The organism is Streptomyces sp. NPDC048603 (assembly GCF_043199475.1).
Classification (GTDB): Bacteria; Actinomycetota; Actinomycetes; order Streptomycetales; family Streptomycetaceae; genus Streptomyces.
In genome coordinates this window covers 14,158-37,449 of sequence record NZ_JBICVY010000003.1, presented here as the reverse complement: position 1 = coordinate 37,449, position 23,292 = coordinate 14,158, and the positions used below count along the sequence as shown (strand labels likewise).

General features: G+C 72.1%; 12 protein-coding genes and 3 tRNA genes. 11 read left to right on the top strand and 4 right to left on the bottom strand.

Going from position 1 to position 23,292, the window contains the following annotated elements; genetic code table 11:
• Positions 1-10: 10 nt before the first annotated feature.
• The 7 genes from ACGFQ9_RS06750 to ACGFQ9_RS06720 all read left to right on the top strand — a co-directional run bounded on the left by ACGFQ9_RS06750 (position 11) and on the right by ACGFQ9_RS06720 (position 15,479).
• Positions 11-2,965, top strand: coding sequence for an FG-GAP-like repeat-containing protein (locus ACGFQ9_RS06750; protein WP_393571925.1), 2,955 nt, complete (start codon positions 11-13; stop codon positions 2,963-2,965).
• A 192-nt stretch (positions 2,966-3,157) separates the two neighbouring features.
• Positions 3,158-6,100, top strand: a complete 2,943-nt coding sequence (locus ACGFQ9_RS06745) for an FG-GAP-like repeat-containing protein (protein WP_393571923.1) — start codon at positions 3,158-3,160, stop codon at positions 6,098-6,100.
• On the top strand, positions 6,100-9,084 hold the full coding sequence (locus tag ACGFQ9_RS06740) for an FG-GAP repeat domain-containing protein (protein ID WP_393571921.1): 2,985 nt from the start codon (positions 6,100-6,102) through the stop codon (positions 9,082-9,084). Before ACGFQ9_RS06745 ends, ACGFQ9_RS06740 begins: the two co-directional genes overlap by 1 nt.
• Positions 9,085-9,226: 142 nt before the next feature.
• Positions 9,227-12,169, top strand: a complete 2,943-nt coding sequence (locus ACGFQ9_RS06735) for a FlgD immunoglobulin-like domain containing protein (protein WP_393571919.1) — start codon at positions 9,227-9,229, stop codon at positions 12,167-12,169.
• A complete protein-coding gene (locus ACGFQ9_RS06730; protein WP_393571917.1) occupies positions 12,169-15,111 on the top strand; it encodes an FG-GAP repeat domain-containing protein in 2,943 nt (980 codons plus the stop codon). The genes ACGFQ9_RS06735 and ACGFQ9_RS06730 overlap by 1 nt, the downstream gene beginning before the upstream one ends.
• A gap of 77 nt (positions 15,112-15,188) precedes the next feature.
• Positions 15,189-15,261 (top strand) — tRNA-Lys (locus tag ACGFQ9_RS06725).
• Between the two features lie 142 nt (positions 15,262-15,403).
• Positions 15,404-15,479: transfer RNA gene (locus ACGFQ9_RS06720), tRNA-Ala, on the top strand.
• A gap of 95 nt (positions 15,480-15,574) precedes the next feature.
• Here ACGFQ9_RS06720 and ACGFQ9_RS06715 read toward each other — a convergent pair.
• Complete coding sequence (locus ACGFQ9_RS06715; protein ID WP_393572976.1) at positions 15,575-16,156, bottom strand: TetR/AcrR family transcriptional regulator; 582 nt, start codon at positions 16,154-16,156, stop codon at positions 15,575-15,577.
• A gap of 80 nt (positions 16,157-16,236) precedes the next feature.
• Between ACGFQ9_RS06715 and ACGFQ9_RS06710 the strand changes: the two genes are divergently transcribed.
• The 4 genes from ACGFQ9_RS06710 to ACGFQ9_RS06695 all read left to right on the top strand — a co-directional run bounded on the left by ACGFQ9_RS06710 (position 16,237) and on the right by ACGFQ9_RS06695 (position 19,482).
• Positions 16,237-16,725, top strand: coding sequence for an FBP domain-containing protein (locus ACGFQ9_RS06710; RefSeq protein ID WP_393571915.1), 489 nt, complete (start codon positions 16,237-16,239; stop codon positions 16,723-16,725).
• 57 nt (positions 16,726-16,782) lie between these two features.
• Positions 16,783-16,856 (top strand) — tRNA-Met (locus tag ACGFQ9_RS06705).
• Positions 16,857-16,972: 116 nt separating this feature from the next.
• Entirely contained in the window at positions 16,973-18,112 is a 1,140-nt protein-coding gene (locus ACGFQ9_RS06700; RefSeq protein ID WP_393571913.1) for a PP2C family protein-serine/threonine phosphatase, read from the top strand.
• Between the two features lie 281 nt (positions 18,113-18,393).
• Positions 18,394-19,482: a M23 family metallopeptidase gene (locus tag ACGFQ9_RS06695; protein WP_393571911.1), complete on the top strand. Its 1,089-nt coding sequence runs from the start codon at positions 18,394-18,396 to the stop codon at positions 19,480-19,482.
• Here ACGFQ9_RS06695 and ACGFQ9_RS06690 read toward each other — a convergent pair.
• The 3 genes from ACGFQ9_RS06690 to lhgO form a co-directional block, all read right to left on the bottom strand.
• The gene (locus ACGFQ9_RS06690) at positions 19,388-20,797 is read right to left on the bottom strand and encodes a PrsW family glutamic-type intramembrane protease (RefSeq protein WP_393572974.1); all 1,410 of its coding nucleotides are present in this window, start codon (positions 20,795-20,797) and stop codon (positions 19,388-19,390) included. The genes ACGFQ9_RS06695 and ACGFQ9_RS06690 overlap by 95 nt on opposite strands.
• Positions 20,798-20,900: 103 nt before the next feature.
• The gene (gene trmB, locus ACGFQ9_RS06685; protein WP_393572972.1) at positions 20,901-21,701 is read right to left on the bottom strand and encodes a tRNA (guanosine(46)-N7)-methyltransferase TrmB; all 801 of its coding nucleotides are present in this window, start codon (positions 21,699-21,701) and stop codon (positions 20,901-20,903) included.
• A 307-nt stretch (positions 21,702-22,008) separates the two neighbouring features.
• Positions 22,009-23,205, bottom strand: coding sequence for an L-2-hydroxyglutarate oxidase (lhgO, locus tag ACGFQ9_RS06680; protein ID WP_393571910.1), 1,197 nt, complete (start codon positions 23,203-23,205; stop codon positions 22,009-22,011).
• Between the last annotated feature and the right edge of the window lie 87 nt (positions 23,206-23,292).

Sequence of the window (23,292 nt, the reverse complement as noted above, 5' to 3'; positions counted from 1 at the left end):
GGAGCCTGACGTGCGCAGGAAGACATCCGTGGCGGTCGCCGTCGTGGCGGCGGCCGCCACCGCACTGCCCGTGACCGTGGCCAGTGCCGGCTCCACGGCCGCGGCTCCGGCGGCCCCGGCCGAGTACGTCATCCCGGCCCGGGCGGACGCGGACATCACGGTGAAGCCGATCCTGGCGAGCTCGCTCGGCTACGTCATGCCGGGCAAGGAACCCGGCAGCCACATCTGGCGCACGTACACCGATGCGCAGGGGACGCCACTGGTGGTGCCGGCCGGTACGACGCTGACCGAGGGCGGGCCGAACTCGCTGGCGTTCGTGAAGAAGGCGACCGGCTCAGAGCAGGCGGCGGTGACCTTCCGCGACATGCGGAACGGCGCCGAGTCGGTGGTCGTCCTGCCGGCCGGCCACACCTTCCAGGCCGTCGTCGGGGACGCCGTGCTCAGCTCGACCGAGGCGGACGGCGGCGTGCTGATGCACTGGCTCGCCCCGGAGGACGGCAAGACCGCGGACCGGCCCGTGACGGGGCTTCCGGCCGGCGCCGCCACCCTGAAGAGCCACAGTGCCTCGGGCGCACTGGTCGAGGTCGGCGGGAAGCACTTCCTCCTCATGCCCGAGGGCCGGACCCGTCCGGCACCGCAGGGGGTGCTCAGGGGCGACGCGCTGGTCCAGGACCGGGGCTGGAGCCCCGACCGGGACACCTGGGAAGACGCCTCGAAGACCTGGGACATCCGCGGGTCGCTCGCCGAGGAGGACGGCAAGGAGAGCCAGGGAGTCGTCCTGGCCCTCGTCGGACGCACGCTGCTGACGGACTGGTACTCGTACGACTGGGACACGGGCGCCGGCCGGCAGGTGTTCACCGAGGCCGCCTGGAGCCACGCGCTGCCGGGCGACCGGCTGGTCGTCGCGGCCAAGGCCCCGGACGGCCGGCACGCCGTCCAACTGGTCCACAAGCCCGCGCAGGGCACGGGCGCGCAGCTGACGAAGCTGCTCGACACCCCGCTGGTCCCGCGCGAGGTCCACGGCCTGGCGATGGACAACGGGGTGCTGCACACGGCCGATTCCGTTCCGGGCCCGAAAAGGGTGCTGAGCAGGTACGCCATGCCGTCCGCGGGTCTTCCGCAGGCCGGGAGGTGGGACACCTGGGCGAGCTCCCTCGGATCGATGACCTGCGATGAGGCCGCGTGCCCGACACCGGTCCCCACGGGCGCCGGCGGCGTGCTCTTCTCGACGGGCCGGCCGGTCTACTTCGGGTGGAGCGCGTCGGGGGTCAACGAGGCGCTCGAAGCGGTGCAGGCGGTGCCCGGCACCCTCCAGGCGTCCGGCCGGTTCATCGCGTACACGCTGGGCACGGATCCCCAGAAATCCGCCGAGGTCTTCGACCTGAACGCGGAGCGGAAGGTCCGGACCGTCTCGGCGCCGGGCGGGACGTTCGCGCTCTCCGGCTACTGGCTGTGGCGGGAGAAGTCCGCGGGTGCGCTGGAGGCCGTGGACGTCCTTACCGGCAAGCCGGTGCGCACGGAGACGGTGGCCGACTGCGACATCAAGGCGTTGGAGGCATGGGCGAGTTCGGTCTACTGGAAGTGCGACACCAAGGCCGGGGTGTACGACACGGGGACGAAGAAGACCGTGCAGCTGCCCACGCACAACTCCGCCCGTCTCGGCAACGGGTTCGTGGCGTGGGAGACGAACGGGATCGTGAAGTCGACCGATCTGCGGGGCACCACGGGCACGCGCGACATCGGCAAGCCGGCCCACGCCGCCTACGCGCGGGGCTGGACGGTCGACCGGTACTCGGGCCGGATCGCCTACCGCGACGCCGGACACGGCGTCCACGTCGTGGATGCCGGCGTGGTGAACGGGAACATCGTCGCGATCGACCGGGACACCCCGGATTCCGTCATGCCCATGAACGTCGCCACGGAGTACACCTGGAGGGGGCGCTGGTACCTGAACAAGCCCGCGTCCTCGTGGACGCTGACCATCCGGCGGAAGGCGACCGGCGAGGTGGTCAGCACCCTCTCCGGCAGCGATCCGCGCAGTGTGGTCGACGCCCACTGGAACGGCCGGGACCGGAAGGGCAAGGTGATTCCCAACGGCGTCTACGACTGGACGCTGACCGGCAAGCCGGCCGACGGGGCGGGCCCGGAGCTGAAGTCCACCGGCAGCCTCCGGATGACCCTGGCCACGCCGTCGCACCGGGACATGGCGGGCTTCGACAGCCTCGGTGACCTGGTGACACTGGATGCCAAGGGGGCACTGACCTTCCACGGAGGCGACGGCAAGGGCGGCCTCACCGGAGCCAAGGTGACCGGTTCGGGCTGGCCGGCGACCTCGTCCCTCGTCCCGGTCGGCGACGTGAACAAGGACGGGTGCAACGACGTGCTGGTGCGGAACGCGGCCGGTGAGCTGCGTTCCTACCAGCCCGCCTGCGGGGCGGCCGTCACGCCGGCGACCCCCTCGAGGCCGCTCGGCAAGGGCTTCAACGCGTACGACGTCCTCACCTCGCCGGGCACGGTGACGTACGGCGCCTACCCGGACCTCGTGGGGCGGGAGGCCGCCACCGGCGACCTGTACCGGTTCGTCGACGGCGGCCTGAACCGGCCCCTGGCCCGGCAGAAGATCTCCGGGGGCTGGAAGGCGTACAAGCAGCTGGTCGGGGCCGGTGACCTGAACGGTGACGGTTACGGCGACCTGCTGGCGGTGGACCCGTCGAACACGCTGTGGCGGTTCGACGGCGCCTGGGGCGGCACGTTCAAGGCCCGGGTCCAGGTCAACGGCGCCGGCTGGGCCAACGGCCGGGTGCAGTTCATCGGCGTCGGCGACATCACCGGCGACGGCAAGCCCGACGTCGTCTCCCGCAACGCCGCCGGTGAGCTGCTGCGCAACAGCGGCGACGGCAAGGGCGGCCTGGGGGCCACGACGAAGATCGCTACCGGTTTCGGCGGCTACAAGGGGCTCTACTAGAAGCCCCGAAGGGCCCGTACGGCACACCGGTGTCGTACGGGCCTTTCCGTACCCGAATGCGATGAAAGCGGAAAGTCGCGTATCACTTTCCTGATCGCGTACATCCCTGGGCGATCCACGCGAGTCAGACCCTGCGAGCGTGTGCGCGACTCGCGTACGAGCGCTGTCAAACGTGACCATCAGGGGATCGCTTTGCTGCGTAGAACAACCGTGGCCGTCGCCGTCGTCGCGGCCGTCACCACGGCTCTTCCGCTGGCCGTGGCCACCACGGCTGTCGCCGTCGAGGTACCGCCCCTCTCCGAGTACGTCATCCCGGCCCGGACGCTGGGCACCGGGGCCTCGCTCATCGCCGCGACCCAGGACGGCTTCCTCCGTCAGGGCCGCGATGCCGGTACGTACCTGTGGACCAAGTACGGCGAGGACAAGGGGACGCCCTTCCCGAACCCGCCCGCCGGCCGGCCCGAGCCGGCCGACCACGCCACCATCGCGTTCGTCGACAGGAAGGACACGGGCACCACGGTCGTCTTCCGCCAGACGGCCAACGCACCCGACACGGTCATCACCGTTCCGCAGGGCCACGAGTACCGGGCCGTGGCCGGACAGGCCGTCCTCACCGTCACCAAGTCCGGCGGGTCCGAGGTTCTCCACTGGCTGACCGTGGGCGAGGACCGCCGGCTGAAGGACGCGGTCATCACGTTGCTGCCGGCCGGCACGATCCGCGTGGACGGCAGCAACGCCATCGGCGCGCAGGTCCTCGTCGGGGACAAGGCGCACTGGGTGAGTTACAACGGGTCGGTCATCTCCCTTCCCGCCGCGGGCAAGGTCAAGGGCAACTGGCTCGTCCGCGAGGAATCGTGGGCCGAGGGCGACCTCAACCGCGTGTACAAGTACACCGCCCTGGACACCCAGACCATGTCGGGCGAGAGGTCCGTCACCAAGTCCAGCGAGACCGGCGGCTGGGACGTCGTCGGCGCCGCCGGCAAGGACCTGCTCCTGCACAAGGACGGCAAGCTCACCGCCGAGCGGCTGGGCGGCAACGAGACCCGCGTCCTCCTCGACGGCGCGACTCCCGTGTCGGCCAGCCTTTCGGACGGCCGCGTCCTGGTGATCGGCGGTGCGCCGAGCAGCGACGAAGGCGCGTACATCGTGCAGGCCAACGAGGCGGGCAGCCTCACCACACAGCGGGTGGCGTCGACCGCGGAGCCGGTCGAGTTCAAGCGGATGGCCGTGGAGAACGGCCGCCTCGTCACCAGCGACGGCCGCCCCTCGCCCAAGCCGCTGCTGAGCCGCTACACGATGGCCCCCGCGGGCGCCCCGCAGGCCGGCACGTGGAAGGGCTGGGGCTGGCCGCAGAGCGACGACCGGCTCGTTCCCACGGGTGAAGGCGCCCTCGTCTACGGCTCGGGCAACTCCTACCTGCCCGCCGGCAGCAACACGCACATCACCAACGGCTCGGTGAAGCCCGTCGCGGGCACCGTCCAGGCGTCGGGGCGTTTCCAGGCGTACCTGCTGGACACCGACCCGTCCCGCCCGGTGGAGGTCTTCGACCTCGACAAGCGCAAGAGCGTCGGCACCATCACGGCGCCCGGCGGGACGTTCGCCCTGTCCGGGTACTGGCTGTGGCGGGAAGCGGCCAAGGGCGTGCTGGAGGCCGTGGACGTGCGGACCGGCACGGTGGTCCGCACGGACAACGTCGCCCTCTGCGACATCAAGGAGCTGGAGGCCTGGGGCACGTCCGTCCTCTGGAAGTGCCAGGGCGACGCGGGTGTCTACGACACCCGCACGAAGACGACCGTCGCGCAGCTGCCCACGAACAGCACCGCACGCCTGGGCAACGGCTTCGTCGTCTGGGAGAAGGACGGTGTCCTCAAGTCCACCGACCTGCGCGGCGACACGGGGACCGGGACCCGGGTGATCGGCAAGCCGGTCAACCCGGCCGTCGGTGTGGGCTGGGCGGTCGACAAGCACTCCGGCCGGATCGCGTACGCGGACGCCGGCTGGGCCGTGCACATGGTGGACGCGGGCGTTCCGGGCGCCAACATCGCCGCCATCGACCGGGAGACCCCGGCCGCCCACGACGTCGCGGGCGGCACGAAGTCCTGGTCCGGTGCCTGGTTCCTGAACAAGCCCGCCTCGACGTGGACGCTGACCATCCGGGCGAAGGCGGGCGGCGCGGTGGTCCGTACGGTCAACGGCGCGGAGGCGCGCGGCGCCATCCGGCTCGCCTGGGACGGCAAGGACGCGCAGGGCCGCCTCGTCGGCAACGGCGCGTACGACTGGACGCTGACCGGCAAGCCGGCCGACGGGCAGGGCACGGACCTGAAGTCCACCGGCACCGTGCAGCTGACCGGCGGCAGCGCCGTGCACCGCGACTTCGCGGGCAAGGACGGCTTCGGCGACCTGGTCACCCTGGACAGCAGCGGAAACCTGGCCTTCCACGCCGGTGACGGCAAGGGCGGCATCGGCGGCGCGAAGGTGACCGGCGCCGGCTGGCCCACCACCTCCACCGTCGTCCCCTTCGGCGACGTCAACGGGGACCGCTGCAACGACGTCCTGGTCCGGAACCCGGCGGGCACGCTGCGTTCGTACCAGCCGGCCTGCGGCACGGCCGTGACCCCGACCACGGGCAACACCTGGCTGGGCACCGGCTTCAACGCGTACGACGTCCTCACCTCGGCCGGTGACGTGACCGGCGACGGCCGCGCGGACCTGCTGGGCCGCCAGGCGAGCACGGGCGACCTGTACCTGTTCGCGCACGACGGCAAGGGCGCCCTGAAGGCGGGCGTGAAGGTGTCCGGCGGCTGGAAGTCGTACAAGCAGGTCGTGGGCGCGGGTGACCTCAACGGCGACGGCCGCGGGGATGTCCTGGCCGTGGACGCGGCGAACACCCTGTGGCGGTTCGACGGCGTCGGCAACGGCACCTTCAAGGCCCGCGTCCAGGTCAACGGCGCCGGCTGGGCGGCCGGCCGGACCCTGGTCGTCGGCACCGGCGACCTCTCCGGCGACGGCAAGGCCGACCTCGTCTCCCGCAACGCGGCCGGTGAGCTGCTCCGCAACAACGGCGACGGCAAGGGAGGCCTGCTGGCCACCACGAAGATCGCCACCGGCTTCGGCGGCTACAAGGGGATCCACTGATGAACAGGCGAACGCACCACGTCCTCGCCGCGGCCACGGCGCTCGCCGCGCTGGGCACGGCACTCGTCCCGCTGACGGCCACCGCCGCGACGCCGCCCGGCGTCGTGAGTGACCTGACCATCAAGGCGAAGCAGCTGGCCGACCCGTCCAACCTCCACGTCGCCACCGAGGACGGGGTGCTGACCAGGCCGCCCTATACCGACGACTACCGGTGGTGGAGCTACGGATCGGCCGAGTGGAGGGTGATCCATCCGCCGGTCAAGACCTCCAAGGCAGTGGCGGCCGGTCCCCACACCCTGGCCTTCATCGCCGACTCCAAAGCCGAGGTGCACTTCTACGACGTGCGTACCGGCGCGTTCACCAAGCTCGCGTCCCCGTCCGGCCAGCGTGTCCTGGGGGTCGCCGGAAGCAACGTCCTGACCGTCGGCACCAGCGGTACACCGCAGGCGCTGCACTGGCTGAGCCTGGAGAACGGCAAGGTCAAGGACCGTCCGCTGGCCAACTCCCCCACGTGGTCCTATTCCTTGGAGGCCGACAGCGGCGGAAACCGCCAGGGCATGATCATCAAGATCACCACCAGCCACCACGAGACGTACTCGTACTGGGTCGGCATCTCCGGCGAGATCACCCCGGTTCCGGCGGGCGCGGAGCTGTACGGCACCTCGTACGTCACCCGGGTGCAGGCTCCGGAGAACATGGTCGGGTACAAGGTCTGGGAAGCGAACGGGCCCCTCGGTGACGAGGCGGGCCGCCTGGTCACCGTGCCCGAGACCTCGGGGTGGCTGCGCAGAACGGCCGGCGTGGTCGGCGGGGACCTGCTGGTGCTCCGGGGCAATGAGCTGCTCGCCCACCCGATCTCCGGCGGAGCGACCCGGGTCGTCGCCAAGACGGTCCGCTCGACGCAGCTCCGGCCGGACGGCGGGCTGATCGCCGCGGTGGAGACCGGCTCCCGCTGGGCCGCGCACCGGTTCACCGCCGGGGCGGACGGCGAAGCCGTCATGGCCAAGATCGGTGACACGCCGGACTCGGCCCGGAAGATCCACAGCCTGACGATGGAGAACGGGTTCCTGACCGCGAGTGCGTCGATCGCCGACAGCACCGTGCTCATGAGGGCCGACATCCACGACGTCGCCCGCCGCACGTGGGCGACGTCCGCAGATCGGACCGATCTCCCCGGCCCGTGCGCCGCGCCGGCACCCTGCACCGACCTGCAGCCCGCCGTCAACGGCCGGGTGGTCTACCGCAAGGGGGCCGACCTCTTCTCCTGGGACCGGGACTACTACCACTTCGTGGCCGAGCCCGTACGGCTTCCGGACGCCAAGCCCGCCACCCCGGACCACCTCCAGGTGTCCGGACGGTTCGCCGCGTACCTGTCGGCCGCCGACCCGGCCCGGCCGATCGACGTCTACGACCTGGACCAGCGCAAGAAGGTCCGCACCCTGCCCGCCGCACTGGGCGGCACGTACGCCCTGTCCGGGGCCTGGGTGTGGCGGGAGAAGACCGCCGGTGTGGTCGAGGCCGTCGACCTGCGCTCGGGCCGGACCGTCCGCACCGACACCCTGGCCGGATGCGACATCAAGGCACTGGAGGCCTGGGCCACCTCCGTCTACTGGAAGTGCGACAAGGAGTCCGGGGTCTACGACACGGGCACCAAGAAGAGCACCCCGCTGCCCGCCCACAACACGGCACGGCTCGGCAACGGGTTCGTCGCCTGGGAGGCGGGCGGAGTGCTCAACTCCACCGACCTGACTCCCGCCGGCACCGCCACCAAGGTCATCGGCAAGCCGGGCGACCCCCGGCCCGGCCGGGGCTGGACCGTCGACCGGTACATCAACCGGATCGCCTACGCCGACGTCCACCACAACGTGCGCACCACGCGCTCCGGCGTTCCCGTGCCCCCCGTCGCCGTCGTGGACACGGACGTCCCGGTCACCATGACCGAGGGCCAGGGCGCCCGGAAGCTCCGGTGGTGGGCCAATCAGCCGCTCTCCCAGTGGAAACTGACCATCACGGACGCGGCCGGTCGGCGTGTGGGAGGCGGTTACTACCCCGACGGCACGTCGCACCCTCCGCTCGTCACGTTCCCGATCGAGACGACCGTGCAGCTCGGGGCCGGCACCTACACCTGGACCCTCACGGCCGAGGGAGTCGCCCGGACCGGCGGGGCCCCGATGACGAAGAAGGGGACGATCAGAGTCAACGTTCCCGTGAACGCGAACCGCCGCACCTTCTCCTCGGCCGACCGTCCCGACGTAGCGAAGCTCTGGGGGGACGGGAAACTGCAGTTCCAGAGCATCAGCACACCCAGGGAAGAGCGGCAGAAGGTGACGGACGCCGGCATCTGGCCCGCCACGTCCGCCATGGTCCCCTTCGGTGACCTGAACGGCGACCGGAGCTCCGACCTCCTGGCCCGCAACACCAAGGGCGAACTGCGCGTCTATCACAAGCCCACCGACGGCAAGGGCGCCGCTTCCACGGCGCAGAAGCTGCTCGGGCCCGGCTGGAACGAGTACGACGTCCTGACCTACCCCGGCGACGTCACCGGTGACGGCCGTCCCGACCTGGTCACCCGGCAGACCGCCACCGGTGACCTCTACGTCCACGCCGCCGACGGCAAGGGCGGCCTCAAGCCGCGGGTGAAGGCCGCCCCGGGCTTCAAGCAGTACAAGCAGGTGGCCGGCGCGGGCGACCTGAACGGCGACGGCATCGGTGACCTGCTCACCGTGGACACGGCCAACACCGTCCGGATCCAACCGGGAACCGGCAACGGCACGTTCAAGGCCCCGGTGCAGCTGAACGGCAAGGGCTGGGGCGCGGGCCGCAACCTGTTCATCGGCGTCGGCGACGTCAACGGCGACGGCCACCACGACCTGGTGTCCCGCAACGGCGACGGCACGCTCCTGGTCAACCACGGGCGGGGCAACCTGACGGTCGGCAACACCGAGCAGTACACGACCGGTTGGGCCAAGCCCCGTCTCTACTGACAACCGGAAGCCCGGCTTGCACTTTATTCCTCGGTACATCCCCTTGTGTCGCAGATGAGTCTGACTCCGTGGCGCGTACGCGACTCGCGTACGCGCCCGGCTCATCCGTCCGACGGGGGATTCCTTGATTCGAAGAACAACCGTGGCCGCAGCCGTCGTCGCCGCCCTCGCCACCGCGGTGCCGCTGACGGCCGGCACCGCGTTCGCCGCCGCCCCGGCCGCCGCGGACTTCGTCATACCCGCCCGGCAGAAGGAGGATCCCTACACGTCGATCACCGGGGTCACGGCCGGCGGGTTCCTGCGGTACGACCGTTCGGGCTACGGGCACGTGTGGACCAAGTACGGCGAGGACGCGCCGACCAGGACCGTGCCCCACCGGACGGCGATGCGGCCGGCCGGCCCGGACACGGTGGCCTTCCTGGAATGGACCACGGGGAAGGTCACCTTCCACACCCCGGCCGACGGCACCGAACGGGTGATCACCGCACCCGCAGGCCAGAGCCTGCAGGGCGTCGCCGGCGAGGCCGTGCTCACCTCGGTCACGGAGAACGGGCAGAAGGTCCTGCACTGGCTCACCCTCGACGGCGGGGTGCCGAAGGACGTCAAGGTCCCCGGGCTGACCGCGAAGACGTGGTTCTCGGCGTCCGGTTCCAACCAGCGCGGCGCGCTGGTCGCGGACGACGCGGGCAAGTCCTGGTGGGTGGGCCGGGACGGCACCGTCCGACCCGCTCCCAAGGGCGCCAGGGTCCACGGGGACTGGATCGTCGTGGCGCACGCCCCCGGGAGCGACGCCCAGCCCTGGTCCTACTCGGCCTGGGACGTCCGGGGCCCCCTCGACGACGCCTCGGCGAAGCGGATCCCGGAACCCTTCGTGGGATCGGGCGGCGACACGATCGGTGTCGCCGGCGGCGACCTGCTGCTCCACCACTCCGGGAAGATCCATGCCGTGCCACTGGACGGCGGTGCGTCCCGCGTGCTCCTGCAGGACGTGACCAGCGTCGCCGGCGGCCCGGACGGCGGGGCGGCCGTCTCCGTCCGCGAGGGCGGCATGGCGACCGGAGTCCACACCGTGCAGCCCGGCGCCGACGGCCGGGCGGCGGCGGTCAAGCGGTCCGTCATCCCCGCCGTCTTCCAGGAGATCCGCAAGATGGCCATGGACAACGGCCGCCTGTACAGCGCGGAGACCTACCCCAACACCTACTACACGGACATCACCGAGTACGTGATGCCCGCCGCGGGCGCCCCGGCCGCGGGCCCCCGCAAGGGCCGTGGCTGGTCCCAGGCCGGCTGCGACACCGGTCCGGGCGTGGAGCAGTGCACCGACATCGTGGCGACCGGCGACGGACGGCTCGTGTACGGCGGCCGGGTGGAGTCGGAGATGCTGACCGTGCCCACCACCGACAACCGGCACCTCGGGAACCGGACCGCCCACCCGCTCCGCAACACCCTCCAGGCATCCGGCCGTTACGCCGCCTACGTCGCTGCCGACGACCCGGCCCGCCCCGCGGAGGTCTTCGACCTGGACCGGCGGAAGAACGGCCGGAAAATCACGGCCCCCGGCGGCACGTTCGCGCTGTCCGGTTCCTGGCTGTGGCGGAAGAAGTCCGCCGGCGTGCTGGAGGCCGTGGACGTCCGCACCGGCTCGGTGGTCCGCACCGACACCGTCGCGAACTGCGACATCAAGGTCCTCGACGCCTGGGCCTCCTCCGTCTACTGGAAGTGCGACAAGGACTCCGGGGTCTACGACACCGGCACCAGGAAGACCCAGAACCTCCCGGCGCACAACACGGCCCGCGTCGGCGACGGCTTCATCGCCTGGGAGAAGGACGGCGTACTGAACACCACCGCCCTGCGCGGCACATCCGGCACCCGAGCGCTCGGCAAGCCCCGGCACCCGGCGCCCGGCGAGGGCTGGACCGTCGACCGGCAGTCCGGCCGGATCGCCTACACCGACCGGCAGTACGCCGTACACGTCTTCAACTCCGGTGTGCCGGCCGGAACCTTCGCCGCGATCGACCGCGAGACCCCGGCGGACTTCGACGTGGCCGGGGGAACGAAGACCTGGTCGGGAGCCTGGTACCTGAACAGGACCGCCGCCTCCTGGACCCTGACGATCCGGGCCAGGGCGGGCGGCGCGGTGGTCCGCACGACCAGCGGCGGCGAAGCCCGCGGCGCGGTCCGCCTGACCTGGGACGGCACGGACAACGCCGGCGACCTCCTCGCCACCGGGGCCTACGACTGGACGCTGACCGGCAAGCCGGCCGGCGGCCAGGGCCCGGAACTGAAATCGACCGGCACCATCCGGCTGACCGGCGGGACGGCCGTGCGCCGTGACTTCGTCGGCAAGGACGGCTTCGGCGACCTGGTGACCCTGGACTCCAAGGGCACGCTCTCCCTCCACCAGGGCGACGGCAAGGGCGGCCTCGGCGGCAAGGCCACCGGCACCGGCTGGACCAGCGCCACCGCGGTCGTACCGCTGGGCGACCTGGAAGGGGACGGCTGCAACGACCTGCTGGTCCGCAACGCCTCGGGCGAGCTGCGCTCGTACCACCCGGCCTGCGGCACCGGCCCCACCCCGGCCACCCGCTCCCGCGCGTTCGGCACCGGCTGGAACCAGTACGACGTGCTGACCTCGCCCGGCGGCGCCGACCTCCTCGCCCGGCAGGCGAGCACCGGCGACCTCTACCTGTACGCACACGACGGGCTCACCACCCTCAAGCCGCGCGTGAAGCTCGCCGGCAACTTCAAGCAGTACAAGCAGCTGGCCGGGGCCGGTGATCTCAACGGCGACGGCCACGGCGACCTGCTCGCGGTGGACGCCGCGGGCACCCTGTGGCGGTTCGACGGCACCGGCCGTCAGGACTCGGGCGCCTTCAAGGCGCGGGTGCAGGTCAACGGAGCCGGCTGGGCGAACGGCCGCAACCTGCTGATCGGAGTCGGAGACATCTCCGGCGACGGCAGGGCGGACGTGATCTCCCGCAACGCGGCCGGCGAGCTGCTGCGCAACAACGGCGACGGAAAGGGCGGCCTCCAGGCCACCACCAGGATCGCCACCGGTTTCGGCTCTTACAAGGGGATCTACTGATGCGACCGGTTCGTCACCACCGGGGGATCCGGCACGGTGCCCTCGCGGCCACCGTCCTCGCGACCCTCGCCACCACCGTCCCGCTCGCGGCGGCCCCGGCCACCGCGGCAGACGGCTTCCCCGGCTACTGGGAGTCGGTCACCCCGCCCCTCCCGCTGCAGCAGCCCCGGCCCGTGTACGCGGCCACCGACGCCGGCTACCTGCTCGACGGCGACACCGTCGGCAGCTACGTCTGGCGGGCGTACGGCCAGACCGCGGCCCAGCCCGTGACCCTGCCCGCCGCGGGGCTGCGCCCCTACCGTGCGGGACGGCACACCGTCGCCTTCCACGCTCCGGATCCCGCGAAGGTCACCACCGTCCACCTGCGCGACATGCGCAACGGCAGCACCGTGACGATCAACCGCCCGGAGGGCCACACCTTCCTCGGGGTGTACGGCGACGCGGTGCTCACCTCGACGACCGGCGGGCCGACCCTGACCCTCCACTGGCTGACGGTGGAGCAGGGCGGGCAGCGCGACCGGACCGTCACCACCACCGTCCCCGCGGCGACCAAGGTCCAGGCGGCGAGCGGCAACACCCACGGCGCGCTCCTGGGCCTCGGCTACTACTACGACCGGCTCTGGGTGGACCACTCGGGTGAGGTGCGGGAAGCCCCCCACGGCAGTGAGGTCAAGGGGGAGTGGCTGGTCAAGCAGGAGCAGCTCGGAAGTTACGAGTACGACTTCGTGCTGTGGGACCTGAAGGGACCCTGGGGGCCGGAGAACAAGAAGGTCGTGCGGGATCCCGAGACCGGCGAGCGCGGCAGCACGGTGGTGGCCGTCATCGGAACGGACATCGTCTACCAGGACGAGGGCGACCGGCTCCGGGCCATCCCGCTGGCCGGAGGGAGCTACCGCTCGCTGCTGGACGCCGGCATCGACAGGCAGTCCGTGGTCCTGGCCGACGGCCGGCTGGTCGCCACCTCCACACAGGGCGGCGCCTGGGGCGCGTACGTGATCGCTCCCGGAGCGGACGGCAAGGCCGCGGCGGCGAAGTCGGCGAACGTGCCCCTGCCCCTCCCGAAGATCCACGCCATGACGATGGCCAACGGCGAGCTCAGCGTGGTGCAGTCGTACCGGGGTCGGGGACCGGACGGCCCGCCGGAGCTCTGCACGCCCGACGGCCGCTGCGGAGTGATGAACGCCACCGGCGACGGCAAGGTGGTCTACCGGGGTGCCACCGAGCTGATGAGCAGCGGGAAGCGCTATCCCGGCGCCAAGCCGGCCACCCAGGACGGCGTCCAGGTGTCCGGGCGGTTCGCCGCCTACGTGCCGGCCGGTGACGCCACCCGCCCGGTGGAGGTCTACGACCTCGACCGGAAGGCGAAGAACCGGACCCTGCCCACCCTGGGCGGCACCTTCGCGCTGGCCGGCGCCTGGGTGTGGCGGGAGAAGTCCGCCGGCGTCCTGGAGGCCACCGACGTCCGCACCGGCAAGGTCATGCGTACGGACACCGTGGCGGGCTGCGACATCAAGGCCCTGGAGGCCTGGGCCACTTCCGTCTACTGGAAGTGCGACAAGGACACCGGCGTCTACGACACCGGCACCAAGAAGAACGTGAAGCTGCCCGCCCACAACAGCGCGCGGCTCGGCAACGGCTACGTGGCCTGGGAGGCGGGCGGCGTCCTCCGGTTCACCGACCTCCGCGGGAGCTGGGGCACGAGGGACGTCGGCAAGCCGGTCGACCAGGCCGCCGGCCGCGGCTGGACCGTCGACAGGTACACGCACAAGCTGGTCTACGTCGACGCGGGCGGTTCCACGCACCGCGTCACCCCGGCGATGGCCCCGCCGGACCTGGCCACCGTCGACGCCGACGTCCCCACCACCTGGGACCTGGTCAAGCAGGGCGACTGGAAGGCCACCTGGTGGCTCAACCAGCCGATCACACCCTGGACCCTGACCATCAAGGACAAGGCCGGCAAGCAGGTCTACACGTACAAGAGCTACGACGAGGACGGCAGCGACAACAACGTCCGGGGCCGCCTGACGGCGACCTGGCACGGCGGTGGCGCCGGCTGGGGCGCCGCCGTCCCCAACGGCACCTACACCTGGACCATCTCCGCGAGCCCGGTCGAGTTCGCAGCAGGCATGACCAAGACCGGCACCGTGACGATCTCCGGCACGCCACCCCGGCGCTCCTACAGCCCGGCGGGCGGCAACGGGTCCCCCTCGCTGTTGGCGGCGACCCCCACCGGAGAACTGAAGAACGAAGTCATCACCCTCGACGCCAAGGGCAACCCGAACGTCTGGTCCCGGTCGTTCGGCAACTGGCCCGCCGGCACGACCTTCGTCCCGTTCGGCGACCTCGACACCGACCGGTGCAACGAGGTCCTGGTCCGCGACGCGAAGGGCAACCTGCGCGCCTACGACAGCTGCTACGGCTTCAGCCAGGAGTCCGCCTCGCGGCTGATCGGCCCGGGCTGGGGCCAGTACGACGTCCTCAGCCACCCGGGTGATCTGACCGGTGACAACCGCCCCGACCTGATCGCCCGCCAGGCGGTCACCGGCGACCTCTTCCTGTACGCGTCGAACGCCTCCGGCGGATTCGGCGACCGGGTCCGGATCGGCGCGAAGTGGAAGAACTACACCCAGATCGCCGGTGCCGGCGACCTGACCGGCGACGGCGTCGGCGATGTGGTCACCGTCGACAAGGCCAACACGATGTGGGTGCACCAAGGCGTCAAGAACGGCAGCCTGAAGGCCCCTGTCCAGCTGAACGCCGCCGGCTGGGCCGGCGGCAGGAACGCCGTCATCGGCGTCGGTGACATCAACCGCGACGGCCGCCCCGACCTGCTCTCCCGCAACTCCGCGGGCGATCTCCTGGTGAACCTCGCCAAGGGCGGCACCGCCCTCGGCCCCACCACCAAGTTGGCCGGCGGCTACGCCAAGCACCGCCTCTACTGACACACTCGCGACCCGTCAGCCGATACCCAATCGGCTGACGGGCGCGGTCCGGCTATGCTCTGGGGAGAGCACGCCAGGGGCCATTAGCTCAATTGGCAGAGCAGTGGACTTTTAATCCATTGGTTGTCGGTTCGAGTCCGACATGGCCTACACCTCGCGGGCGGGGGGACACCTCCCCTGACCTGCGTCCGGAGCGCCCCACCCGATGTATTCCGGGTGGGGCGCTTCCGCGTGCGGGGGCGGGGGAAAACAGCTGGACCCCGGGCCGGGAGCCTGCGATGATCACGGCAAGCGGGGTCGTAGCACAGAGGTAGTGCGCCTACACAGCATGGAGGAGGACGCCGGTTCGAATCCGGCCGCCCCGCCCATCGACTCCTTCGCAGCAGGACTCCTGCAGCACACCGCAGCGCCCCGACCGGGATCAGGTCGGGGCGCTGCGGCGTTTCCGGCGGCCGTGCCGTGCTCAGGCGGCCTCCTGCCGCGGCCAGTTCGTCAGCGTCAGGTGCAGCGCCTCCAGTACGCGCGGCCAGGACGCGTCCGCCGGGCGGGCCGCCAGGAAGGCGGACGCGGCCTCCAGCGCGGCGAAGCCGTGCAGGGTGCTGCGGAGCAGCCGGACCGCGTCGGTGAGGTCCGGTTCGGCGAGGTCGTACGCGCGGAACAGCGCGTACGTGTACTCGGTCATCAGGCGGTGCCCGGGAGAGGCGGCGGTGATCTCCGGCGCGAGCGGGAACTGGGTCGCGGCGTAGCGGCCCGGGTGCGCGGCGGCGTAGTCGCGGTAGGCGGTGGCGAAGCCGGCCAGGGCGTCCCTGCCCGAGCGGCCGGCCAGGGCGGCGCCGAGGCGGTCGGCGAACTCGGCCGCGCAGCGGAGGGCGAGCCGCTCCCGCAGGTCCTGGAGGCCGCGGATGTGGGAGTACAGGCTGGCGTCCTTGACGCCGAAGTGCCGGGCGAGCGCCGAGACGCTGATCCTGTCGAAGCCGGCGGAGTCCGCCAGCCCGGCCGTCGCCTCGACGATGCGCTCGGGTGTGAGTCCGGCCCGTGCGGCCATGGACACCTCGCTTCCCTGGAGTGTTTGCTTGGCCTGTTAATCAATTGCCTAGAGGTCCTAGGCAGCCTAGCGTGACAGGCATGAAGGCACTGACCGAGACCGACATCCGCAGCTCGTTCATCAACTGCTCCAAGGGCGAGGCGGCCCGCCTGCCCATGCCCAGGGACCTGGCCGAGCGCCCTTGGGAGGACCTGGATTTCCTCGGCTGGCGCGATCTGTCCGCACCCGACCGCAGCTATCTCGTCACCGAGCACGAAGACCGGCTCGTCGGCATCACGCTCCGCTTCCCGTCGGTGAAGCGCGGCTTCCTGCACCGCAGCATGTGCACGCTCTGTCTGACCACCCACCCGGGCAGCGGGGTCTCGCTGATGACCGCCCGCAAGAGCGGCAAGGAGGGGCGCGAGGGGAACTCGGTCGGCATCTACCTCTGCACCGACATGGCCTGCTCCCTCTACGTCCGGGGGAAGAAGCAGCCGGAGCCGGGCGGCCGGTTCGAGGAGTCGCTGACCGTGGAACAGCAGGTCGACCGGATGACCGGGAACCTGGCCGGATTCCTGGCCAAGCTGTAGCGGCGGCATTAATTGGCGACGAAGGCCTCGCGGATGGCGTAAGGTGGTGTTCACCGACGCGGGGTGGAGCAGCTCGGTAGCTCGCTGGGCTCATAACCCAGAGGTCGCAGGTTCAAATCCTGTCCCCGCTACTCAGTACGAGGCCCGGGTCCCGATGCGTGAGCATCAGGACCCGGGCCTTCGTCGTTTTCGTGATCACTCGTTCGGATCCCGTCCGGTCGCCCACGCGCCTCCCGTGGCCCCAGCCTTGACCGAGGGATGGGAGGCGACCGTGGCGGGTGGTGAGGCCGGGACCGGGGCCGGAGCCGGGAACCGGCTGGCGCGGCGGCTCGTCCGCGTGCTGCCCGCCCTGCTGATCGTGCTCGGACTGCTCTTCGACCTGCTGTCCCCGCCCAGCTTCACCGGATCGCCGTTCTTCTCGGCCGCCCCGCTGGTCGCCGCTCCCCTCTACTCGCTGCGCGCGACCGTCCTGACCGGAGTGCTGGCCTGCGCCGCCGTGCTCGGCCTGCACCTGCACTACGGCGACGCCTGGGCGGTGGAGTCGCTCACCGACCTGGTCACCGTGGCCACCGTGTCCGGGCTGGCGGTCCTGATCAACCGGGTGGTCCGGCGCAGCGGCGAGCGGCTCGCCTCCGCCCGCGGGATCGCCGAGGTCGCGCAGCGGGCCCTGCTGCCCGTGCCGGCCGAGCGCATCGGCGGGCTGCGGGTCGCCGCCCGCTACGAGGCCGCCGAGGCCGACGCGTTCATCGGCGGGGACCTGTACGCCGTCCAGGACACCCCGTACGGCGTGCGCCTGGCGGTGGGTGACGTACGGGGCAAGGGGCTGGGCGCCGTCGAGGCCGTGTCCGTGGTGCTCGGCGCGTTCCGGGAGGCCGCCGAACAGGAGCCCAGCCTGGAGGGGGTGGCGCGGAGGCTGGAGCGGGCGCTGGCCCGGGAGGGCACCCGGCGGAACTCGCTGGACTCGGTGGAGGGGTTCACGACCTGCCTGCTCGCCGAGATCCCGGCGGGGGCGGCCGTGCTGCGGACGGTGAACCGGGGACATCCGGAGCCGCTGCTGCTGTGCGCGGACGGGGGGGTGCGGAGGCTGGCTCCGGACGAGCCGGCCCTTCCGCTGGGCATGGGGGAGCTGGGCGCCTGGCCGGACCGGGCCGGCGAGTGGGAGTTCCCGGCCGGGGCCACGCTGCTGCTCTACACGGACGGGGTGACCGAGGCGCGGGACCCCCGAGGCGCCTTCTACGACCCGGAGGCCCGGCTGCGCGGGCGGATCTTCCCCGGGCCGGAGGAACTGCTGGGGACCCTCAGTGCGGACGTGCGGCGGCACACGCGCGGTGGGGCGACGGACGACATGGCGCTGCTCGCGGTCACCCGGCCCCGACACGGTGCGTAGTCGCAGAAGTGCTCTCCGGTATCACGCCTGATGCTGCGTCAGATGCTGTTCATGGCCGGGAATGTGCCGGAAGGTGGGGTCGAATGCCCTGATTGGTGGCAGGTATGGGTGGAATGTTCGGACCAAACTGCGCCAGGGGATGGCCGATTGGCGGGAACGATCAATCGCAACAGCTTGGAATCATGCACCCCTGTCTATTACCGTTCGATAACGCAGCGCGGTCGTCCCAACCGTCGCAACAGGCGGCACCGTGCGCGTGCGCGCCGGAAGGAGTCATCCCGGTGGAAGGCAACGAGAACCCCGAGCAGCCCTCCGCCGGTGCCTGGGGTGAATGGAACCCCACCGAGGACTCCGCCCGTCCGGTCCGCGGCCGGCACCGGGTGGCCCGCCAGCGCGGCGGACTCGCCCGCAGCTCCACCGTTCTGGGCGTCGGCGTGATCGCGGCCGTGGGCGCAAGCGGCATCGCCACCGCACAGGACCGCCCCCAGGTCGCGATATCCCTGCCCTCACTGGACTCCGTGGGTGACGTGGCGGGCGACGTGGCAGGAGAGGTGGCCGGAGGGGTCGCCGACATGGCCGACAAGGCCGGCTTCGGGGACACGGGCGACAGCGGTGCCGGCGGCCGGCAGGCCGGGCCCGCCCCGTTCATCCCCCGGCAGGCGGACGGCGCCGCCGACCGTCTCGCCGGCTCCGGTGCCGACGCCGGTGAAGCGCTCCGCCACCGCATCCTCCAGCAGGCCGAGTCCCAGCAGGACGCGGCCGCGGCCGCCGAACTGCTCGCCGCCGAGCGCGCCGCCCAGGACGCCGCCGCGGCGGAGGCGAAGGCCAAGCAGGACGCCGCGCAGAAGGCGGCCGACGAGGCCGCCCGCAAGGCGGCCGAGGAAGCGGCGCAGAAGGCCGCGGCGGCCGAGGAAGCCGCCCGGAAGGCGGCGGAGGAGAAGGCGGCGGAACAGGCGCCGAAGCCGGCGACGGGCTCGTACTCCCTGCCGACCTCCTCCTACACGCTCACCTCGCACTACGGCGACGCCGGTTCCATGTGGTCCTCCGGACACCACACCGGCCTCGACTTCGCGGCGCCGACGGGTACGCCGGTCAAGGCGGTGCACGGCGGCAAGATCGTCTCGGCGGGATGGTCCGGGGCGTACGGCTACCGGATCGTGCTCGAGCTCGAGGACGGCACCCAGATCTGGTACTGCCACCTCTCCTCGATGTCGGTGACCTCCGGCGCGGTGAGCACCGGCCAGACCATCGGGCGGGTCGGTGCGACCGGCAACGTCACCGGGGCCCATCTGCACCTGGAAGTGCGCACGGCCGGGGGCTCGACGATGGATCCGCTGTCCTGGCTGGAGTCCAGGGGCCTGAACGTCTAGCGACGGGCAGCACCACGGGCAGGGCGGGGGGCCGCGCCAGGGGCACGGCCGCGGCCGGCACCGGCCGCGGGCCGGGCAGCAGGCGCCGCGCCGCGGCGCCCGCCTGAGCGGACTGGCCCGACGGGGCAGACGGGGCCGGGACCAGCTCCTCCAGCACCGCCGCCCGGACCAGCACCGGACCGGCCACCGGCCGGTACAGCCACATCCGGTCCAGCAACTCCCGCTCCCGCTCGACGAATTCCGGCACCCCGGCCGGGCCGCCTCGCCGTGCGCGGTGCCGCAGCAGCGCGAGCTCCGCCGCGTCCGCCTGGTAGGCCGCCACCACCCGCCCCGCCGTACGGCCGCCCGCGTTCCGGGCCAGCACGCGGGCCAGGGAGCGGGCCGGCATCGAGGCCAGCGCGGGGACTTCGGCCGGAGCCAGCCACCCCGCCGCCGCGTACACCGCCAACTCGCTGCCCAGGGTGCGCAGCCGGCGCCGCCGGGTCCACAGGGCCAGCCAGACCAGCAGCCCGAAGGCCGGGACCATCACGGAGCCGTACACCACGTAGAAGCCGTACTCGCCCAGCTCCGACGAGCTGTTCCAGAGCGCGTGCACGCCCATCGCGAGCGTCAGGCCCGACAGGGGGAGCACCACCCGCCCCGGACGCCGGGCGCACAGCGCGGCCGCGCCGAAACCGATACCGGTGAGCACGGTGAACAGCGGATGCGCGAACGGCGACAGCATGATCCGCACGAAGAAGGTCGCGGCGGTCAGCGAGTCCAGTACGCCGATGCCGCTGCCGAGGTCCTCACCGAAGGCATTGCCCAGATAGAGGATGTTCTCGGTGAAGGCGAAGCCGGTGGCGGTGAACCCCGCGAGGACGATCCCGTCGGCGATACCGCACAGCCGCTGTCTCCGGAACAGGAACACCAGCAGCAGGGCCGCCGCCTTCGCGGACTCCTCCACCACCGGGGCGATCGCGATCGAGCCGAGCTGATCGGCGTCGGAGGGGTCGGCGGTGGCACCGGCTATCCACTCCGTCGCGAAGCTGTTGGCCAGTATGGCGATCAGCGCCGCGGCGCAGGCACCCCAGCCGAACGCGTACAGCAGGTAAGGCCAGGGGCCGGGCGTGACCCGGCCCAGCCACCGGAACGCCGCCATGAGCACCGGCACCGGCAGCAGGGCGAGACCCAGCCCGACGAAGAACCCGGGCGTGCCGGTCTCCTCCCGGACCAGCTCCAGGATGGCCGCCCCGGAAACGGCGAGCAGGCCGAGGAGCACACACGTACGGACCGTGCCCGACGGGCGCGCGAGAACGTCACGGACGGCACGCAGGACACGGACCGCCGCGCCGCCCAGCGCTCGGACCTCCACACCATCACAGTAACGAGCGCCTCTGACACGCGCGGTGACGAGACCTCGGATTCGCCGGTCGGGGTCAGTTCCCGTCGTTCGGGGTGCGGTGGAAGAGGAGGTCGTGTACGACGTGCCCCTTGTCGAGCCCCTGCCCCTCGAAGCGGGTGAGCGGCCGGAACGGCGGACGCGGTGCGAAACCGCCGTCCTCCTGCGTGTTTTCGAAGTCGGGGTGCGCGGTGAGGACTTCGAGCATCTGCTCGGCGTACGGCTCCCAGTCCGTGGCGCAGTGCAGCACGGCGCCGGGCGCCAGCCTGGTCGCGGCGAGGGAGAGGAACTCGGGCTGGATGAGCCGGCGCTTGTGGTGCCGCTTCTTGGGCCACGGGTCCGGGAAGTAGACGCGCATCCCGGCGAGGGAGGCCGGCGGCAGCATTTCGCGGAGCAGGATGATCGCGTCGCCGTTGGCGACGCGGACGTTGGTGAGGCCGTTCCGCTCGGCCAGGGCCAGCAGGTTGCCCTGGCCGGGGGTGTGCACGTCGGCCGCGAGGACACCGGTGTCCGGGTCGTCGGCGGCCATCTGGGCGGTGGCCTCGCCCATGCCGAAGCCGATCTCCAGGACCACGGGCAGGCCGTCGAACAGTACGTCGAGGTCGATGACGGACCGGCCGTCGATGTCCAGGCCCCAGGTGGTCCAGAGCCGCCGCAGGGCGTCCTCCTGGCCGGTGGTCACCCGGCTGCGCCGCGGCTGGAAGCTGCGGATCCGCCGCTCGTGGTGCGATCCGGCCGGGTCGGGCGCGGGGCCCTCGGGGCCGAAGCGCGACTCGGTGCGCCAGCGGGGCGGCGTGTACGGGGGCGCCTCCGGCGCCTCGACGGGAAGGTCGGCGATGTCGACGTCCGCGACGCGGTTCGACTGCTCCACGCCGTCGGCGCTGGGCTGGGGATTCAGGGACTCAGACACAGTGCGTCGATTCTACGTTCCGCCCTACGGGACGGCGCGCGCTGGACGCCCCCGCCCCGGAGGGCGCGGGCTCTGACGCGGCACGGTGCCGGAGCTCTGTCCCCTGGGGGCGCGGGGCACTGCGCGACCAGCCACAGCCGGCCCGCACGGGGGCAGGGCCAGCCAACGGATGCGCGGGGTCCGGGGCCGCAGCCCGACACCGCGGGGGCCGGCCGGCCGGCCGGCCGCGCCGCGCTCAGCCCCGCAACGCGTCCAGCGCCCGCCGGGCGACCTCGCGGCCGATCGGGAGCGAGGCCGTCGCCGCGGGGGACGGCGCGTTCAGCACGTGCACCGTCCGCGGTGCCTCGCGGATCAGGAAGTCGTCCACCAGCGTGCCGTCCCGCAGCACGGCCTGCGCCCGCACACCCGCCTCGGCCGGCCGCAGATCCGATTCCTCGACCCCCGGCAGCAGCCTGCGCACGGCCTCGGTGAAGGCCCGCTTCGAGAGCGAGCGGTGGATCTCCCCGGCGCCGTACCGCCAGTGCCGTCGCGCCATCGCCCAGGTCCCCGGCCAGACCAGCTCCGAGGCCACGTCGCGCGGGCGGACCACCGACCAGCCGTACCCCTCGCGGGCCAGCGCCGGCACCGCGTTCGGTCCGACGTGCACGCCGCCGCCGATGCCCCGGGTGAGATGGACCCCCAGGAACGGGAAGGCCGGGTCGGGCACCGGATAGACCAGGCCGCGCACCAGCGAAGGCCGCGCGAGGTCGTAGTACTCCCCCCGGAAGGGAAGGATCCGCATGCCCGGGTCGTCGCCCGCCAGCCGCGCCACCCGGTCGCACTGCAGCCCCGCGCAGTTCACCAGCGCCTTCGCCCGTACGACCAGGCCCGACGAGGTGCGCACCGCGACCGCCGACGGACGGCGGGAGATCAGCTCCACCCGCTCCCCGTACAGCACGTCCGCCCCCGAGGCCTCGCCCAGCTGCCCGGCGACCCGTCCGTAGTCCACGATGCCGGTGGTGCCGACGTGGATCGCGGCCAGGCCGCGGACCTCCGGCTCGTACTCCGCGATCTGTGCCGGGCCCAGCTCCCGCACCGGAATGCCGTTCTCCCGGCCGCGCTGGACCAGTGCGTGCAGCCGCGGCAGCTCCGACCGCTCCGTCGCGACGATCAGCTTCCCGGTCACCTCGTGCGGAATGCCGTGCTCCGCGCAGAACTTCACCATCTCGGCCGCGCCGCGCACCGCGAACCGGGCCTTGAGCGAGCCCGGACGGTAATAGATCCCGCTGTGGATCACTCCGCTGTTGCGGCCGGTCTGGTGCCGGGCCGGACCGGCCTCCTTCTCCAGGACCACCACCCGCGTGCCCGGCGCGAGCCGCGAGAGCGCATGCGCGGTCGACAGGCCGACGATCCCGCCGCCGATCACCAGCACATCGCAGTCCAGGCTGCCCACTCGCGCCACCTCCCACCCCTGATACTGCACCGTGCCACTGACAGCCAAGCGCCGGGGCACCACGGAGCAGGCGAAAACCGGCCCCCG

What these genes read in the sequence shown, in the direction of transcription:
- ACGFQ9_RS06730 (WP_393571917.1), top strand. Translation starts at nt 12,169, where the DNA reads ATGCGACCGGTTCGTCACCACCGGGGGATCCGGCACGGTGCCCTCGCG.
- ACGFQ9_RS06740 (WP_393571921.1), top strand. Translation starts at nt 6,100, where the DNA reads ATGAACAGGCGAACGCACCACGTCCTCGCCGCGGCCACGGCGCTCGCC.
- ACGFQ9_RS06715 (WP_393572976.1), bottom strand. Translation starts at nt 16,156, where the DNA reads ATGGCCGCACGGGCCGGACTCACACCCGAGCGCATCGTCGAGGCGACG.
- ACGFQ9_RS06710 (WP_393571915.1), top strand. Translation starts at nt 16,237, where the DNA reads ATGAAGGCACTGACCGAGACCGACATCCGCAGCTCGTTCATCAACTGC.